Here is a 16,183-nt window from a genome sequence, read left to right as displayed (position 1 = left end):
CGTGCGGTCGGGAGCGTGCCCAGGAAGCGTAGGTGCGGGCGGTCCGCAGGGGGCGGCCCGGGTGACGGTGGCTTCGGCAAGCTACCACGGCCCGACGGCCGGCCCGGATCGGCGTGCACGGGGCGGACGGCCACCACGCCGTGCTGTCGTGGGCCGAGATCGACCCCGTCTTCGGCAAGGCGGCCGTTCTCCCCGCCACCACCGCCGACGGCACGCCGCTCGACGGCACGCCGCTCGACGGGGCCGGTCCCCAACCGGTGCTGCCCCAGGACCCCGGAGCTGAACGCGAAGGGCGCCCGGGGCAGGCCCGGGCGCCCTCGCTCAGTTCAGGGTCGGTTCAGGGTCAGACCAGGTCGAACCGGTCCAGGTCCGAGACCTTGGCCCAGGCCGCGACGAAGTCCTTCACGAACTTCTCCTTCGCGTCGTCGCCCGCGTAGACCTCGGCGAGGGCGCGCAGCTCGGAGTTGGAGCCGAAGACGAGGTCGGCGCGGGTGCCGGTCCACTTGAGGTTGCCCGCGTCGTCACGGCCCTCGAAGGTGTGCTGGTCCTCCGAGGTGGACTTCCAGGTCGTGCCCAGCTCGAGCAGGTTGACGAAGAAGTCGTTGGTCAGGACGCCCGGGGTGTCGGTGAACACACCGTGCTTGGACCCGCCGCTGTTGGCGCCGAGGACGCGCAGACCGCCGACGAGGACCGTCATCTCGGGGGCGCTCAGGGTGAGCAGGTTCGCCTTGTCGAGCAGCAGGTACTCGGCCGGCAGGCGGGTGCCCTTGCCGGTGTAGTTGCGGAAGCCGTCCCAGGTCGGCTCCAGCGCGGCGAACGACTCGGCGTCCGTGTGCTCGTCGGTCGCGTCGACACGGCCCGGCGTGAAGGGGACCTCCACGTCGAAGCCAGCGTCCTTGGCGGCCTTCTCGACCGCGGCGGCACCGCCGAGGACGATCAGGTCGGCCACGGAGACCTTCTTGGCACCGGTGTTGAACTCGGCCTGGACGCCCTCGATGACGCTGAGGACGTGACGCAGCTGGTCGGGGTCGTTGGCCTCCCAGGAGCGCTGCGGCTCCAGGCGGATCCGGGCGCCGTTGGCACCGCCGCGCTTGTCGCTGCCGCGGAAGGTGGAGGCGGACGCCCAGGCGGTGGAGACCAGCTCGGAGACGGTCAGACCGGAGGCGAGCAGCTTGGCCTTGAGGGCCGTGACGTCGGCCGCGTCGATCGGCTCGCCCTCGGCCGCCGGCAGCGGGTCCTGCCAGAGCAGGGTCTCCTCGGGCACCTCCGGGCCGAGGTACAGGGACTTCGGGCCCATGTCACGGTGGGTCAGCTTGTACCAGGCGCGGGCGAACGCGTCGGCGAACTCGGCCGGGTTCTCGTAGAAGCGGCGCGAGATCTGCTCGTAGACCGGGTCGAAGCGCAGCGACAGGTCGGTGGTGAGCATGGTCGGCAGGTGCTTCTTCGACGCGTCGTGCGCGTCGGGGATGATCGCCTCGGCGTTCTTGGCGACCCACTGCTTGGCGCCGGCCGGGGACTCGGTCAGCTCGTACTCGTACTCGAAGAGGTTCTTGAAGAACCCGTTGCTCCACTGGGTCGGCGTGGCGGTCCAGGTGACCTCCAGGCCGGAGGTGATGGCGTCGCCGCCCTTGCCGGAGCCGTAGGTGCTGGCCCAGCCGAGGCCCTGCGCCTCGATCGGCGCGGCCTCGGGCTCGGCGCCCACGTTGTCCGCCGGGCCGGCGCCGTGGGTCTTGCCGAAGGTGTGACCACCGGCGATGAGGGCGACGGTCTCCTCGTCGTTCATCGCCATGCGGCGGAACGTCTCACGGATGTCGCGGGCCGCGGCGACCGGGTCCGGGTTGCCGTTGGGGCCCTCGGGGTTGACGTAGATGAGGCCCATCTGGACGGCGCCGAGCGGGCTCTCCAGGTCGCGGTCGCCGGTGTAGCGCTGGTCGTCCAGCCAGACCTTCTCGGGACCCCAGTAGACGTCCTCCTCGGCCTCCCAGACGTCGGCGCGGCCGCCGCCGAAGCCGAAGGTCTCGAAGCCCATCTGCTCCAGGGCCACGTTGCCGGCCAGGACCATCAGGTCGGCCCAGGACAGCGCCTGGCCGTACTTCTTCTTCACCGGCCACAGCAGACGGCGGGCCTTGTCCAGGTTGCCGTTGTCCGGCCAGCTGTTCAGCGGCGCGAAGCGCTGCTGACCGGCGCCGGCGCCGCCGCGGCCGTCGGAGATGCGGTAGGTGCCGGCGCTGTGCCAGGCCATACGGATCATCAGCGGGCCGTAGTTGCCGAAGTCGGCCGGCCACCAGTCCTGGGACTCCGTCAGTACCGTGGCGATGTCCTGTTTGACGGCCGCCAGGTCGAGGTTCTTGAACGCCTCCGCGTAGTCGAAGTCCTCACCGAGCGGGTTCGCCACCGCCGGGTTCTTGGCGAGGATCTTCAGGTTGAGGCGCTCGGGCCACCACTGGCGGTTGCCGCCGCCCTGGGTGGGGTGTGCCGCACGGTCGTGGGCGACGGGGCACTTCGCCTCGGACGAGGGGTTCTCGGACATAGGGGGTATTCCTTCCGAAGGGGGACATCAGGGTGCTGCTGCGGTACCGGCGGTGGAACAGGCGGGGCACAGGCCCCAGTAGATGACCTCGGCCTCGTCGATCGAGAAGCCTCGGTCGTCGGACGCGGTGAGACAGGGGGCGTGACCGACCGCGCAGTCGACGTCGGCGACGACGCCGCACGAGCGGCACACGAGGTGGTGGTGGTTGTCCCCGACGCGCCCCTCGAACCGCGCGGGGCTGCCCGGCGGCTCGATACGGCGGACGAGTCCGGCCGCGGTCAGCGCGTGCAGCGCCTCGTACACGGCCTGTACGGAGATGTGGCCGACGCGGTCGCGCACGCCGGAGGCGATCGTCTCGACGTCGAGGTGGTCGCCGCCGCGGACGGTCTCCAGCAGTGCGACGCGTGCGGCCGTCACCCGCAGGCCGGCACCGCGCAGCTCTTCGGCGACGGTTCGGGGCTGGGGCGTGGTCATGGGGACAACCTACCCGGCTAAACACGAAGAGTTCAAGAAAGCGATCGAAACAAGTTTGGTGTGTCGCGTCGGGACCGCTTCGTCCCGCTATGGTGGCGTACGGGGCCTGCGGGTGCGGGTTCCACCGGGCCGGACGGGGCCGGTGGGGCGGGTGGGGACCGTGCCAGAATGGGCGTCCCGTCGTCGCCGCCGATCACCGAGGTGCCCCGTGACCAAGCCCGTGGCCCGCGAGCCGCAGCGCCGTAATTCGCGGTCCAACCGGGCGCGCATCCTGGCCACGGCCCGCCGGGAGCTCGGCCGGAACCCCGACGTCACCCTGGAGGAGCTGGCGCGCGCCTCCGGTGTCGTACGGCGCACCCTGTTCGGGCACTTCCCCGGGCGGGCCGCGCTGCTGGAGGCGCTCGCGGAGGAGGCGTCCGAGACGCTGCGCGGGGTGCTGGAGACCGCCCGGTGGCCGGAGGAGCCGGCCGAGCGGGCGCTCGCCCACTTCATGCGGTGCATCTGGCCCGTCGGCGACCGCTACCGGCTGCTGCTCGCGCTCGCCCGGCGTGATCTCGGCATGGAGCGCGTCGCCGAGATCCTGGCGCCCGCCCGGGAGGAGGTCACGTCCATCCTGGAGCGCGGCGGGCGTGAAGGGGTCTTCCACGCGCAGCTCCCGCCCGCCGTGCTCAGCGCGGCCCTGGAGGCCATGCACTTCGCCCTGCTGGAGCAGGTCAACACCGGCGCGCTGGAGGACGACGGCACCCGGGTGGCCGTGGTCACGCTCATCGCGGCCGGGGTGCCGGCGGACCGCGCGGGCGCGGTGGTCGAGGCGGTCACGCCGGACGTGCCGCCCGTGGAGCCCGACTTTCCGGACTAGGGGCGCGTGGGCGGCCGCGGGTGCGCCTTCGCTCGCGACCGGCACCTGCCGCACTCGATGAAGGGGTCCTCCCCGGAGGGCCCCTTCGGCGTTTCCGGGACCGCGACTTTATTTGCACGTCACGGGGCAATCAATTAATCTGCACGCCAGTGGGCAATTATCTCGTCGTCGCTAGGAGTCCCCGATGCCCTTGCTCGCCAACACGCCCGTGGAGAAGATGACGGGGCCGTACGCACGGCGATGGTGGGCGCTTCTCGTGCTCTGCCTGAGCCTGCTGATCGTCGTCATGGCGAACACCTCGCTCATCGTGGCCGCGCCCGACATGACCAAGGACCTGGACCTCTCCAGCAGCGACCTGCAGTGGGTCATCGACGGCTACACCGTCCCGTACGCGGCGCTGATGCTCGTGCTGGGCTCGATCGGCGACAAGTACAGCCGCCGCGGCGCCCTGATCCTGGGCCTGCTGATCTTCGCGGGCGGCTCGGTGATGGGAAGCCTGGTCGACCGGACCGCCCTGGTCGTCGCGGCTCGCGCGATCATGGGTGTCGGCGCCGCCGTGGTCATGCCGGCCACGCTGTCGCTGCTGGTCGCGATGTTCCCCAAGGGGGAGCGCGCCCGGGCCGTCACCGCGTGGACCGCCACCTCCGGTCTCGCCATCGCGGTCGGCCCGCTGGTCGCCGGCCGGCTGCTGCGGGACCACGCCTGGGGCTCCACCTTCCTGATCAACGTCCCCGTCGCGGTCGTCGCCGTCGTCGGCGCGCTCACCCTCGTCCCGCCGTCGAGGGCGGCGGGCATGGGCCGGATCGACTACGTCGGCGGACTGCTGTCGATCGTCTCCGTCGGCTCCCTGGTGTACGCCACCATCGAGGGCCCGCACTTCGGCTGGGACGCCGGCCCGGTCGCCGCGGCCTTGGTCGCCGGGGTCGGCCTGCCGGCCTTCGTCGCCTGGGAGCTGCGCCACCCGCGGCCCATGCTGGACGTGCGCCGGTTCGCCGGGCGCGCGTTCAGCGGGTCGATGCTCGCGGTGCTGTTCTTCTTCTTCGGCACGTTCGGCTCGATCTACTACTCCACCCAGTTCCTCCAGTTCGTCCTCGGGTACGACGCCCTGGAGACCGGGGTCCGGCTGCTGCCGCTGGCCGGTGCGGTGTTCGCGGGCGCGGCGGTCACCGGGTGGCTGACCCCGCGGCTGGGCGTGAAGGCCATGGTGGTGGCCGGGATGACCCTGGGCAGCGCGGGCGTCTTCCTGCTCACCCGCATCGGGACCGGCTCCGGCTACACCGACTTCCTGCCGTCGCTGCTGCTGCTCGGGTTCGCGATCGGGCTGAGCGTGTCCCCGGCCACCGACACGATCATGGGTTCCTTCCCGGAGTCGGAGCTGGGCGTGGGCGGCGGTGCCAACGACACCGCGCTGGAACTGGGCGGCTCCCTCGGTATCGCCGTGCTCGGCTCGGTGCTGGGCACCGCCTACCGCGACAAGCTGACCGACCTGGTCGGCGGGCACCTCCCGGGTGCCGCGCTGGACGCGGCGAAGGACTCGGTGGGCGGCGGCATCGCGGTCGCCGAACAGATCGCGAAGAGCCCGGCCGGCGGCCCGCAGCAGGCTCAGGCCCTGCTGGACGCGGTGCACGAGGCCTTCGCCCACAGCGTCGCCCTGACCAGCCTCGTCGGCGGCGTCATCATGGCGGCCGGCACGATGATCGTCCTGGCCTTCCTTCCCGGCCGCGGCAGCTTCGACGACGGCCACACCGAGGAACCGGCACGGGCCGAGCGCGCCGAGGATCTGGCGAACGCGAGGTAGGCCATCCCGCCGGGCGGCCCCCGACCCCTTCGGGCCGCGCTCGCTTGCGTGACGGCTGGGGCGTGCGTACGACCGTTCCACCGGACTGGGGCGACTCCGCGAGACGGCGCCCTGGGGTCCGGGCAGGGGGCGGCTCGGGAGGTGCCTCGTGGTCCGGGCGTGCTGGCCGGGGTGCCCGTGTGATCCGGGCGGCGGCGGAGTGCTCGGGCGGGCGCGGCCGGGCCGGGAGCGTCCCGCGGTGTGGGCGCGGGCCCGGACCGGAACCGGGCCTCAGTCGGATGTGCCGACCGCCTCCGTGTGCGGCTCCGCCTGGCCTCCGGCGGTCTCCGTCCCCGTGCCGCTCCCCGCGCCGGGCGCGACCGTCCCGGTTCCCGTCTGCTCGCCGGTGTCGCCGGACCCCTTTCCCGGCACCAGGCCGCCCATCGCCTCGCACTGTTCGGGGCCTATGACATGGGCCAGCGCCTCGGTGACCGTCCCGGCGAGGGTGGTGGAGGCCTCGCGCAGGAGGGTGCGGGCCTTCTCGGTGAGGGCGATCTCGATGCCCCGCTTGTCCCCGCAGACGGAGCGGCGGGTGACCAGCCCGGCGTGCTGGAGGCAGGCGACCTGGTAGGTCAGCCGGGTCTTGGGGCGGCCCAGCAGCTCGGCGACCCGTGTCATGCGCAGATCCTCCTCCGGGTGCTCCGCGAGCAGACAGAGGATCAGGAACTCGTCGTGCGAGACGTCCAGCCGCTCCTTGACCACCGTCCGCAGCCGCTGCTCCACGGCGCCGGTCGCCGCGAGCAGCACCATCCAGGCGCGCAGCTCGGGCGGCAGCAGCCCGGTGCCCCGGGCGGACGGGCACGCGGGCAGGTCAGGGGTGTGCTCCTCGGGGGCGGCCATGCTTCGAGTGTAACCGTGGTCCAATTTTGGACGACGGGGGTTGTCCAGTTTTGGATATTCGGCTAGCGTCGAGTCATCCAAATTTGAATCATCACTCTGGACAGGAAACGACCATGACCGTCGCCGTGGAAACCGGACTGTGGCAGCTCGACACCAGCGCTTCCGCCGTCGCCCTGAAGCACAAGACGATGTGGGGCCTGGTGACCGTCAAGGGCGCCTTCGGGACCGTGCGCGGCGGGGGAGAGGTGGCCGCGGACGGCTCCGCCACCGGGTCTCTCGTCCTCGACGTCGCCTCCCTCGACACCAAGAACGCCAAGCGTGACGAGCACCTGCGCGGCGCCGACTTCTTCGACGCGGCGAACCACCCCGAGATCACCTACGCGGTGCGCTCCGCCGCCCTGCGCGGCGCCGACGCGGTCGAGGTCTCCGGGCAGCTCACCGTGCGCGGCATCAGCCGCCCGCACTCCTTCACTGCGAAGCTGACCGGCGCGAGCGCCGACGCCCTCACCCTGGACGCCGAATTCACCGTCGACCGCGCCGAGTTCGGCCTGGGCTGGAACCAGCTCGGCATGATCCGCGGCCTGACCACGGTCACCGGCACGCTCCGCTTCACCCGCGCGACGGTCTGACCCGCGGCACCTCACCGTCGTACGGAGGACGTGCGCAGTGCGGAGCCCACGTCTGCGCTCGACAGCGTCTGCGGATCCGCGGTGAAGGCCCGCAACCGGATCCGCACGCTCGGTCGGGGAAGGCGGAACGTCCCCTTGGGGGGCCGGAGTTCGTAGCGGGCCGTGCCGTGCGCGGGCAGCGTGCTCGGCCCCGCGGCCACGGTCCAGTACGGGTCCATGCCCTGGCCCGTGGTGAGGGTGAAGTGCGGGCTCAGCCCGCTGCCCCCGGTGTTGGTCACCCGTACGGTCATCAGCGTCACCGCGGTCGCCCCCTCGTGCCGGGCCGCCGTCACCCGCATCCGCAGCGGAGGCGTCCCGGTGGCCGCCGCGGTCGCGCTCGCCAGCGCGGGCAGCAGCACCAGGACGGCCGCGGCGACCCGCGCCGGGTGCCGCCGCGGCCCCGCCAGGAAGCGGGGCCTCGGCTGCCACGCGCCGGCGAACTCCGGCAGCGGCGCGGTGACCGCCGACGCCAGCCACAGCGGCGTCATCATCAGGTAGTAGCCGTCCTGGGAGCGCGTGGCCAGGAAGAAGGCGCACCACGGCAGCACGGTCGCGGCCGGCCCCAGCCGCCGGACGAACAGCACGAACACCGCCAGCAGCCCCGCCGCCAGCAGCAGGCTCGCGTGCCCGTACCAGTCGAGCCGGTCGCTGCCGTCCGTGAGGTACAGCGAGACACCGATCAGCCCCTGGCCGTGCAGCACCGCGCCCTGGGTGAGCGGCAGCGCGATCCCCTTCAGCCAGGCCGCCGGCTGCTGCGCCAGGAAGTACGTGTTGATCAGCAGCCATACGGTGACGGCGACCCCGGCGATGCGCAGCACCACGCCCGCCGCCGCGCGCGGGCCCAGCTCGCCGCGGCGCACCGCGTAGATCCCGGCCAGCAGGAACGGCACCACGAACCAGGACAGCTGCTGGGCGGCGCAGGCCGCGCCGAGGCACACCGCCCGGGCCACGCCCGCGAGCCCGAGCACTCCGCCGCGGCCCGTGCGCGGCCAGCGCACCACGGCCGGCAGCAGCAGGGCCAGCGCGAGGATCGCCGGATAGCCCTGGCGTCCGTACATCGGCAGGAACGAGAAGCCGAGGCACACCATGGTCGCCGCCGGCCGCCACGGTGCGGGCAGCATCCGCCACAGAGCCGCCGCGCCCACGAGCAGCGCGCCGGTCGCCGTGGCCGTCGCCGGGGCGCCCCCGTGCCCGAGCCACAGCAGCGGCACGGTGAGCAGCGGGGCGAGCGGGGGGTAGCCGTACGTGAAGTCGTAGCCGCCGTACACGGTCGGGGTGAGGGCGACGGTGCCGTGGCCGAACAGCCAGGGCCAGGGCCGGCCGTAGACGGGCCGCCCGGCGGCGATCTCCCGGGCCGCCCGGGTGGTCAGCACCGCCTCGTCGCCGCCCTGGTGGTACACCGCCCAGGCACACAGCACCAGGACCCCGGCGGTGACGAGCACGCCCAGGTCGACGCGGGCCAGCGAGCGGGCCCGGCGCACGACGAGCGCGAGCACTCCGCAGACCAGGATCGAGGCGTAGCAGACCGAGATGACGGCGGCCACGACGACCTTGTGGCTCGCCGCCGTCGACCACACCGAGCGGGTGCCGATGAAGAGCGTCACGGCGGAGAGGACGGTCAGTACGCGGTGCCACTGCGCGGGGGGTTCCGGAAGGGCGGACACCGCCGACTGTGTCCGCCGACCGGGTGTCACCAGCGGGGTATCTGCCAAGTGCACGGCACGTGAACGTAGTCGCGCTCGGTGAACGAGCCGTTCCGGGACGTGAAGATTCCGGTGTGTGGCGGGTAAGAAGCGTCCGTGGGAGGCCCGATCCGGTCGCCGTCCGTGTCGCTGTTGGGCCGAACGGGTGACTTGGCGTAAGAATTGGCTGGTGCAGGCATTGAGTGCGAGTCAGTTCGGGGGGACCCGGTGAACCGATACGACGTCACCGACGAGCAGTGGGAAGGGCTCGCCCAGGTGGTCCCCTTGCGGGGCCGGGACGCCTGGCCGTCGGCGGTGAACCACCGTTCGCTCCCCGACGACGTGACGGAGACCCGCCGGCGCTTCGTCGTGCTGCGGGTCAACATCTTCGCCGACGCCCGGGAGGTCGCCGAGACCCTGATGGCCGGCATCCCGGTCCTCCTCGACCTCACCAGCGCGGAGACCGACGTGGCCAAGCGCGTCCTGGACTTCTCCACCGGGGTCGTCTTCGGCCTCGCCAGCGGTATGCACCGCGTCGACCGCAACGTCTTCCTCCTCACCCCGCCGGGCACCGAGGTGAGCGGGCTCATGGAGGGCGCGGGGGTGTAGGGGGTGTCAGCCGGGCTTGTCGCTCGATCGTAGGAAGTCCTCCGGGCCGGAACGGTTCGCCCGCCGGCCGGACCCCTACGGTCCGCATATGACCGCGCCCCCCGCCCCGTCCCCCCACCCCGACACCGACCGTCCGGCGGATCGGGCCGCCCTACCGGCCCCCGACCGCCCGGCCGACGCGGCTCGCGCCGACAGCACCGCCGCCGACCGCGCTGCGGCGCCCGGTTGCGACCGCGCCCCGTCCGCCGCCGCTCGCCCTGCCGACCGGGACGGTCCGGCTGCCGCTGCCGCTGCTGCTCGCCCTGCCGACCGGGACGGTCCGGCTGCCGCCGCCGCCGCTCGCCCGGCCGGCCCGGCTGCCGCCGCGGGCCGCCCTGCCGGTTCTGTCCCGCTGGCCGTCGGTCGTCCGGCCGGTTCGGCCGGCATGGCTCCCGCTGCCCCTGCTGCAACTCCCGACGGGCCGGCTGCCCGGGACCGCACCGCGGCTCCCGCCCCGTTCGCTGCCGGGCGCCCGGCGGGCGCGGCTGGCGTCGACGGCGCCGTGGCTCCCGTGCGGTCCGCCGCCGGGTGTCCGGCGGGTGCGGCTGGCGTCGACAGTGCCGCCGCTTGTGATGGTGTGCCCGTCGTTGGCCGTCCTGCCGGGCCCGTCCTGGTCGATGTCGGGCGTCCGGAGGGCTCAGCTGCTCCCGGCAGCCCTGCCGCTTGGGACGGCGTGCCCGCTGTTGACCCCCTTGCCGGGCCCGTCTCGGGCGGCGCCGGGTGTCCGGACGGCGCGACCGGCGTCGACGGTGTCGCCGATTGTGACGGTGTGTCCGGCGGTGGCCGTCCCACCCCGCCCGGTGGCCCCCTCCCGCTCGTCACCGGGAGGGCCGTCGGTGCGGGTGTCGGCGACCGTGGGGCCGGTCTCGGTGAGGCGCTCGTCGGCGGTCACCCGGTCGAGGACTCCGTGCCTGCGGACGGTTTTGAGGGTGTGCGGGTTTCCGGCGCCGCGGTCGTACCGCCTCGGCCCCTGCGCCCCTGTGTGACCGAGTTGCGGCTGGCCGCGTTCGCCGGGCATCGGCGGGTGCGGGTTCCGCTGGGCGCCGTGACCGTGATCGCGGGGGACAGCGGGAGCGGAAAGACCTCGGCGGTGCGGGCGTACGAAGCGCTGGCACGGCTGGGCGGCGGGGCGCGGGTCGCCGACGTGTTCCCCGATCCGCTCTCCTGCGTCCCCGAGCGGGCCCGCCCCGACGCGCAGCGGCGCCGCGGCTTCCGGATCGGCTGCACCGCCGACGGCCCCGAGGGCCCGGTCCGCCTCGACATCGCCGTGCAGGCCGAACCCGAGCTGCGGATCGTGGGGGAGCGGCTGAGCACCGACGGACTCGTGCTGCTGGAGACCGCGCTGCGCGATCCCGGACGCCGTACGGTGCAGGCCGCCTGGCACACCGGCGGATCCGCCCCCGTCACCCGCGCCCCCCTCCCCGACGACCGCCTCGGCACCGCCCTGCTGCCGCTGCGCGTCTCCGGCCGGACCGACGGGCAGCGGCAGGTCCTCGCCGCCGCCGAACAGATGGTCGTCGCCCTGCGCTCGGTCTTCGTCTGCGACCCCCAGCCGGAGTGGATGGGCACCCCGGTGCCCCTCGGCTCCGGACGGCTGCTCGGCGGCTGCGACAACCTCGCCGACGTGCTCTGGCGCACCCGCGAGGAGTGCGCCCGCCGCCACGGCCAACTGGTCGCCGCCCTCGACGCCGGCTGCGCCGGACGGATCGTCGACCTGCGTGCCGACCCCCTGCCCGACGGCACGGTCCGCGCGGTGCTCGACCGCGGCGACGGCACCGGGACGGAACTCGCCCGCCTCGGCTACGGCGAACTGCGTTACGTCGCCCTCGCCCTGGTCCTCCTCACCGGCCCCGGCGTCCTCGACCTGGACACGGCCGGCGAGGTGCCCTCCGCGATGCAGGCGCTCACCCTGCTCTGCGACAACCTCGACCGCGGCCTGGACCCGCGCCAGCGCGCCGGTCTGCTCCGGCTCGCCGTGCGGATGGCGGACCGCGGGCACATCCGCTGCGTCGGCACGGTCAGCGACCCCTCCTGGGCGGCCCGGACCCCCGGCGTCACGGTGGTACACCTGGGTAAGTGACAGAACACCTCGACGTGGCGAAACTCCAGCGCAGACTGGCCGAGTTCGCGGCCGCACGGAACTGGCAGCCCTTCCACACCCCCAAGAACCTCGTCTCCGCGCTCAGCGTGGAGGCCTCGGAACTGGTCGAGATCTTCCAGTGGCTGACCCCGGAGGAGTCCGCGCGGGTCATGGACGACCCGGAGACCGCGCACCGGGTGACGGACGAGGTCGCCGACGTCCTCGCGTATCTGCTCCAGCTCTGCGAGGTGCTCGGCGTCGATCCGCTCGCCGCCCTCGACGCGAAGATCGACCGCAACGAACGCAGGTTCCCGGCGCCGTAGGCCTGCCGTACGGCTGACCCTGGACTCCTCCGGTCCGGTTTCACTCTCCGGAGTCGTCCGGCGGGCCGAAATCGATTTGTTGTCCACAGATTTCCGTCTTCCTCTGGCTTTTCGCCCCACAGGCCTTCACTCTGGGTAGTGGAACGCTCTCTGTGCGCGAGGGCGGTGCGCAAGGGAGTCCGGACGGACGTGCGAGGAGCACGTCGGACAGACGGGGGTGGCGCATGGACGCCGTGCGGCTCATCCTGACCAGCAGGCACGCGCTCGCGGGCAGCGTGGGCCGGGCGGAGATTCTCACGGAGGTGTGGCAGGCCCAGGCACTGGCCCAGGCACTGGGAAGTCGGCTGGCCGTCTCGGGCCCGCCCGAACTGCGCGGCGAGGCCCTTGGGTTGACCGAGCTCGCGGGCCGGGGCTGTGGCGTGCTGGACACCCCCGACCTCGACCACGCCGATCTGCTGGCCGCACAGCTCACCGCGCTGGAGGACGCCCGCGCGGCCCTGCTCGACCTGGGCGCGCTGCTCGGCGAGGTCGGCATCGCTTTGGTGGCCCTGGCCAGCGCGGCGGACGACCAGGGCACCTACTGGCAGTGCATGGAGGCCATCGACGCGGCCGACGAGTCCCGGGACCGCGTCCTGGAGATGCTGCGCAAACTGGCGGCGAGGGAGGAGCGGGAGGAGCGCGAGGCGCGGGGAGAGAAGGAGGGCGTGGCGGGGGTGGCCTTACCGGAGCGATGACTCCCGGGGACCGGGACCCCCGGGGCGGACGGGGACCCCGCGGTGCAGGATGGGAGGCATGGATCTTCGTATCTTCACCGAGCCCCAGCAGGGCGCCACCTACGACACCCTCCTCACCGTGGCGAAGGCCACCGAGGACCTGGGCTTCGACGCCTTCTTCCGCTCCGACCACTATCTGAAGATGGGCGACGTCGACGGTCTTCCCGGCCCCACCGACGCCTGGATCACGCTGGCGGGCCTCGCCCGCGAGACCCGCCGCATCCGACTCGGCACGCTCATGACCGCCGCCACCTTCCGGCTGCCCGGCGTCCTCGCCATCCAGGTCGCACAGGTGGACCAGATGTCCGGCGGGCGCGTCGAACTCGGCCTCGGCGCGGGCTGGTTCGAGGAGGAGCACAAGGCGTACGGCATTCCCTTCCCCCAGGCGAAGTTCGGCCGCCTGGAGGAGCAGCTGGAGATCGTGACCGGTCTGTGGGCCACCGAGTCCGGCAAGACCTTCGACTTCCACGGTGAGCACTACGACCTCACCGCGTCGCCCGCGCTGCCCAAGCCCGCGCAGCCGAAGATCCCCGTGCTGATCGGCGGTCACGGAGCGACCCGCACGCCCCGCCTCGCGGCCCGGTTCGCCGACGAGTTCAACATGCCGTTCGCCTCGGTCGAGGACAGCGCGCGCCAGTTCGGCCGGGTCCGGGCCGCCGCCGAGGAGGCCGGCCGCGACGCCGACGGCATCACGTACTCCAACGCCCTCGTCGTCTGTGTCGGCAAGGACGACCAGGAGGTCGCCCGCCGGGCCGCCGCGATCGGCCGCGAGGTCGACGAGCTGAAGACCAACGGCCTGGCCGGCACCCCGGCCGAGGTCGTCGAGAAGATCGGCCGCTACGCCGAGACCGGCTCCCGCCGCTTCTACCTCCAGATCCTCGACCTGCACGACCTCGACCACCTGGAGCTGATCTCCGCCGAGGTGCAGTCCCAGCTGTAGTCCCGGGGCGGCGCGGCGCATCCGGTGGTCTGTGACACGCCTGTGACCGGAACTATGGCCTCCGTCACAGTCCGTGCGGGCCCCGGCTGATGGGGTGAGCGGATGCGCCCACCCCGCACCCTCCGCCGCCCCCGCCTGCTGCCGGCCGTCGCCGCCGTGCTCCTGCTCGCCACGGCCTGCGGAACGGACCGCGCGGGCGACGGCCGCGGCGGCGTGGGAGCCGCCTTCCCGGCGTCCCGCACCCCGGTCACCGCCCCGCCCGTGGACGGCGTCCGCGTCACCGCCGTGACCCTCCCCGCCGCCACCCCCACCCCCGGGCCCAGCGCGTCCGACTGGACCGTCCATGCCGACCGCCTGGCCGACGACTCCGGCGTCTCCGCCGCCTACGAGGTCGCCAACGACGGTGAAGAGGCGCTGACGTACACCGTGCTCTTCGACTTCACGACGAGCGCGGGCGAGGTCATGGGCAACCAGTGGGTGACCGTGCGGGACGTGGGCGCGGGCAGGACCGTACGCGGCACCGTCGAGCTGGGCGTCCTCGCCCCGGGTGCCTCGCCGGTGACCACGGTGAAGGTGGCCCAGGTCCTCAAGGTGCCCGCTGCCGAGGCCCCGGCGCAGGCGGGCGTCTGCCCGGCCACCGGGATCCGCCTCACCGCCGACGACGGCGACGCCGCGATGGGCCTGCGCGTCGTCGGACTGCGCCTGGAGAACTGCGGCGAGAAGGACTACCCGCTCGACGGCTACCCCCTGCTCACCCTCCTCGGCGAGGACCGCGCCCCGGTCGAGGGGGTACGCATCCTCCACGGCGGCGACAGCATCGCCACGGGCACCGGCTACGACGACCCGCCCCGCGCGTTCACCCTGAAGCCCGGCGAGAGCGCCGTCTCGGGCCTGGTCTGGCGCAACACCACCGACGCCGGCACCGACCCCGTGAACGTCCCGTACGTCCGCATCCGCGCCAGGTCCGGCGCCGCCCCGGTCATGATCGCCCCCCGCCTCGACCTCGGCACCACCGGCAGGCTGGGCGTCGGCGCCTGGAAGCCGGCCGGCCACTGACCGGACCTTCCCACGCCCCCGGGGCCGCTGCTCCGCAGGCGACGCTTTAGTATTCACATGCCTTGTTGGCCGATGCGAATGATGATTTGATCTTTCCGTGGGTTGCTTACATTCTTCGACGTGCCCGCTCTTCCCTCATCTCAACGAGAGTCTGGCGGGCTGGCGCACCTATTACTGTGACAACGAGGCCAACTGGCGTGATTGCGCGCGCTACCAGGTCTCACTCACCGGTGAGCGGGTGCCGATCACCCTCCTGCCCAACGGGCGGCACGCCCGTCATCTGGCGCCCAGGACAGCACCCACCGCTCCCGCGAAGCGCGGTCCCGGACTCGCCGAACAGCCGCCGCCGGCCCCCGAGAAGCCCGAGCCGGGCTGGTGGGCCCGGTTGGCGGAGTGGATGAGAGGTAACGCATGAGCGCCTACTGGCCATGGTGGGCGGGTGCTCTCGGGCTCGCCGTGCTGACCATCGGCTACACCCTCGCGACGGACCGGTCGTTCGGGGTGTCCGGGGCCTGGGAGCGCGTACTGCACTGGCGGCGCGAAGCCGAAGTGGAGCGAAGGGAAGCGGGGTTGGCGGACGAACAGGCTCTCGTCGCCGCCCTCGTCGCTGCCACCGCCGACCATTTCGGCACCCTGCCCGCCGCGCCCGCGTCCGCCCCGCCCGTGCCCACCGGGGCTGCCCCCACGCCTCCGGCCAAATCCCGTCGAGGCGCACAGTCGCGCCCCGCTCCGCTGGTCACCCAGGCCGTCCTGCTGATCTCGATCTTTGTGGGCGGACTGATCGCCGCCGTGACCTCCGGGCGCTTCGACCTCCGCTTCGACATGGGCGCCGGCTACCGGCACCTGGTGACCGGCAACCCCGTCGCCATGATCGCCCTGCTGTTCTCGGGAGGCGTACTGGTCGGCTTCGGCACCCGGCTGGCCGGTGGCTGCAGTTCGGGGCACGGGCTCAACGGCTGCGGTCGGCTCAGCCCCGTCAGTCTCGTCGCCACGGCCACGTTCTTCGGAACCGCCGTCGCGGTGTCGTTCCTCCTGTGGAAGGTGATCTGATGCGCACGCGGGGCGGACTCCTGCTGGCCAACCTCCTGACCGGGCTGGCTCTCGGTTTCACCGTGACCCGCATCGGGTTCGGTGACTACGCCGAGCTGAACCGCATGTTCACCTTCCAGGACCCGCGGATGCTCCTCTCCTTCTTCGGCGCCGTCGTGGTGATCGCGAGTGTGTTCGCCCTGCTCCGGGTGCGCCGGGGCGGAGGGCGCATCCACGCCGGTGTGGTCCCCGGCGCGGTCCTGTTCGGTATCGGCTGGGCGATCTCCGGCGGATGCCCGGCGATCCCGGTCGTCCAGGTCGCCAGTGGTTACCTGCCCGCCCTGGCCACCATCGCGGGCATCGTCGTCGGGGTCAGGCTGTGCCGCTGGGCCAGCGGCCGGCACCTCATCCGCATCGAGAGGGGCTCCTGCGAAGGGTGAGCGC

16 protein-coding genes are annotated in these 16,183 nt (G+C 73.0%); 11 read left to right on the top strand and 5 right to left on the bottom strand.

Annotated elements, in window-relative coordinates:
* Positions 1–343: 343 nt before the first annotated feature.
* Both katG and U5640_RS09600 read right to left on the bottom strand, forming a co-directional pair.
* On the bottom strand, positions 344–2,530 hold the full coding sequence (katG, locus tag U5640_RS09605) for a catalase/peroxidase HPI (RefSeq protein WP_340375376.1): 2,187 nt from the start codon (positions 2,528–2,530) through the stop codon (positions 344–346).
* A gap of 27 nt (positions 2,531–2,557) precedes the next feature.
* Positions 2,558–3,004, bottom strand: a complete 447-nt coding sequence (locus tag U5640_RS09600) for a Fur family transcriptional regulator (RefSeq protein WP_067247206.1) — start codon at positions 3,002–3,004, stop codon at positions 2,558–2,560.
* Positions 3,005–3,212: 208 nt separating this feature from the next.
* On the opposite strand from U5640_RS09600, the gene U5640_RS09595 reads away from it, so the two are divergent.
* Together U5640_RS09595 and U5640_RS09590 are read left to right on the top strand one after the other, a co-directional pair.
* Positions 3,213–3,863 (top strand): TetR family transcriptional regulator, encoded by a 651-nt coding sequence (locus U5640_RS09595; protein WP_340375375.1) that lies wholly within the window; start codon positions 3,213–3,215, stop codon positions 3,861–3,863.
* A gap of 184 nt (positions 3,864–4,047) precedes the next feature.
* The gene (locus U5640_RS09590) at positions 4,048–5,661 is read left to right on the top strand and encodes an MFS transporter (protein WP_340375374.1); all 1,614 of its coding nucleotides are present in this window, start codon (positions 4,048–4,050) and stop codon (positions 5,659–5,661) included.
* A 270-nt stretch (positions 5,662–5,931) separates the two neighbouring features.
* Here U5640_RS09590 and U5640_RS09585 read toward each other — a convergent pair whose 3' ends face one another.
* Positions 5,932–6,540 (bottom strand): MarR family transcriptional regulator, encoded by a 609-nt coding sequence (locus U5640_RS09585; RefSeq protein ID WP_340375373.1) that lies wholly within the window; start codon positions 6,538–6,540, stop codon positions 5,932–5,934.
* Positions 6,541–6,653: 113 nt separating this feature from the next.
* Between U5640_RS09585 and U5640_RS09580 the strand changes: the two genes are divergently transcribed.
* Positions 6,654–7,169 carry a YceI family protein gene (locus U5640_RS09580; protein WP_340375372.1) on the top strand — a complete coding sequence of 172 codons (516 nt, stop codon included), beginning with the start codon at positions 6,654–6,656 and terminating at the stop codon, positions 7,167–7,169.
* Positions 7,170–7,180: 11 nt separating this feature from the next.
* On the opposite strand, the gene U5640_RS09575 is transcribed toward U5640_RS09580, so the two are convergent.
* Positions 7,181–8,872 (bottom strand): hypothetical protein, encoded by a 1,692-nt coding sequence (locus tag U5640_RS09575; RefSeq protein WP_340375371.1) that lies wholly within the window; start codon positions 8,870–8,872, stop codon positions 7,181–7,183.
* 246 nt (positions 8,873–9,118) lie between these two features.
* Here U5640_RS09575 and U5640_RS09570 point away from each other — a divergent pair, with 246 nt between their 5' ends.
* Entirely contained in the window at positions 9,119–9,499 is a 381-nt protein-coding gene (locus U5640_RS09570) for a cell division protein SepF (protein ID WP_067247198.1), read from the top strand.
* A gap of 676 nt (positions 9,500–10,175) precedes the next feature.
* Here U5640_RS09570 and U5640_RS09565 read toward each other — a convergent pair.
* The gene (locus tag U5640_RS09565) at positions 10,176–10,430 is read right to left on the bottom strand and encodes a hypothetical protein (protein ID WP_340375370.1); all 255 of its coding nucleotides are present in this window, start codon (positions 10,428–10,430) and stop codon (positions 10,176–10,178) included.
* Positions 10,431–10,469: 39 nt separating this feature from the next.
* Here U5640_RS09565 and U5640_RS09560 point away from each other — a divergent pair, with 39 nt between their 5' ends.
* The 7 genes from U5640_RS09560 to U5640_RS09530 all read left to right on the top strand — a co-directional run bounded on the left by U5640_RS09560 (position 10,470) and on the right by U5640_RS09530 (position 16,179).
* Positions 10,470–11,618: an ATP-binding protein gene (locus U5640_RS09560; protein ID WP_340375369.1), complete on the top strand. Its 1,149-nt coding sequence runs from the start codon at positions 10,470–10,472 to the stop codon at positions 11,616–11,618.
* On the top strand, positions 11,615–11,941 hold the full coding sequence (locus tag U5640_RS09555) for a nucleotide pyrophosphohydrolase (protein ID WP_067247192.1): 327 nt from the start codon (positions 11,615–11,617) through the stop codon (positions 11,939–11,941). The genes U5640_RS09560 and U5640_RS09555 overlap by 4 nt, the downstream gene beginning before the upstream one ends.
* Before the next feature lie 224 nt (positions 11,942–12,165).
* On the top strand, positions 12,166–12,675 hold the full coding sequence (locus U5640_RS09550) for a DUF6099 family protein (protein WP_340375368.1): 510 nt from the start codon (positions 12,166–12,168) through the stop codon (positions 12,673–12,675).
* Between the two features lie 58 nt (positions 12,676–12,733).
* Positions 12,734–13,654 carry an LLM class F420-dependent oxidoreductase gene (locus U5640_RS09545; protein ID WP_340375367.1) on the top strand — a complete coding sequence of 307 codons (921 nt, stop codon included), beginning with the start codon at positions 12,734–12,736 and terminating at the stop codon, positions 13,652–13,654.
* A gap of 102 nt (positions 13,655–13,756) precedes the next feature.
* A complete protein-coding gene (locus U5640_RS09540) occupies positions 13,757–14,710 on the top strand; it encodes a DUF4232 domain-containing protein (protein WP_340375366.1) in 954 nt (317 codons plus the stop codon).
* Between the two features lie 411 nt (positions 14,711–15,121).
* A complete protein-coding gene (locus tag U5640_RS09535) occupies positions 15,122–15,760 on the top strand; it encodes a YeeE/YedE thiosulfate transporter family protein (RefSeq protein WP_340375365.1) in 639 nt (212 codons plus the stop codon).
* Positions 15,760–16,179, top strand: coding sequence for a YeeE/YedE thiosulfate transporter family protein (locus U5640_RS09530; protein ID WP_340375364.1), 420 nt, complete (start codon positions 15,760–15,762; stop codon positions 16,177–16,179). Before U5640_RS09535 ends, U5640_RS09530 begins: the two co-directional genes overlap by 1 nt.
* Positions 16,180–16,183 lie beyond the last annotated feature (4 nt).

Source organism: Streptomyces sp. SS7 (genome assembly GCF_037993025.1).
GTDB lineage: Bacteria > Actinomycetota > Actinomycetes > Streptomycetales > Streptomycetaceae > Streptomyces.
Note: the sequence above shows the minus strand (reverse complement) of the source record. Positions and strands in the feature narration are given on the sequence as shown.

Bases quoted from the DNA above. Each gene is read 5' to 3' on its own strand.
- U5640_RS09585 (WP_340375373.1), bottom strand. From the start codon at position 6,540: ATGGCCGCCCCCGAGGAGCACACCCCTGACCTGCCCGCGTGCCCGTCC.
- U5640_RS09550 (WP_340375368.1), top strand. From the start codon at position 12,166: ATGGACGCCGTGCGGCTCATCCTGACCAGCAGGCACGCGCTCGCGGGC.
- U5640_RS09545 (WP_340375367.1), top strand. From the start codon at position 12,734: ATGGATCTTCGTATCTTCACCGAGCCCCAGCAGGGCGCCACCTACGAC.
- katG (WP_340375376.1), bottom strand. From the start codon at position 2,530: ATGTCCGAGAACCCCTCGTCCGAGGCGAAGTGCCCCGTCGCCCACGAC.
- U5640_RS09590 (WP_340375374.1), top strand. From the start codon at position 4,048: ATGCCCTTGCTCGCCAACACGCCCGTGGAGAAGATGACGGGGCCGTAC.
- U5640_RS09535 (WP_340375365.1), top strand. From the start codon at position 15,122: ATGAGCGCCTACTGGCCATGGTGGGCGGGTGCTCTCGGGCTCGCCGTG.
- U5640_RS09530 (WP_340375364.1), top strand. From the start codon at position 15,760: ATGCGCACGCGGGGCGGACTCCTGCTGGCCAACCTCCTGACCGGGCTG.
- U5640_RS09600 (WP_067247206.1), bottom strand. From the start codon at position 3,004: ATGACCACGCCCCAGCCCCGAACCGTCGCCGAAGAGCTGCGCGGTGCC.
- U5640_RS09540 (WP_340375366.1), top strand. From the start codon at position 13,757: ATGCGCCCACCCCGCACCCTCCGCCGCCCCCGCCTGCTGCCGGCCGTC.
- U5640_RS09580 (WP_340375372.1), top strand. From the start codon at position 6,654: ATGACCGTCGCCGTGGAAACCGGACTGTGGCAGCTCGACACCAGCGCT.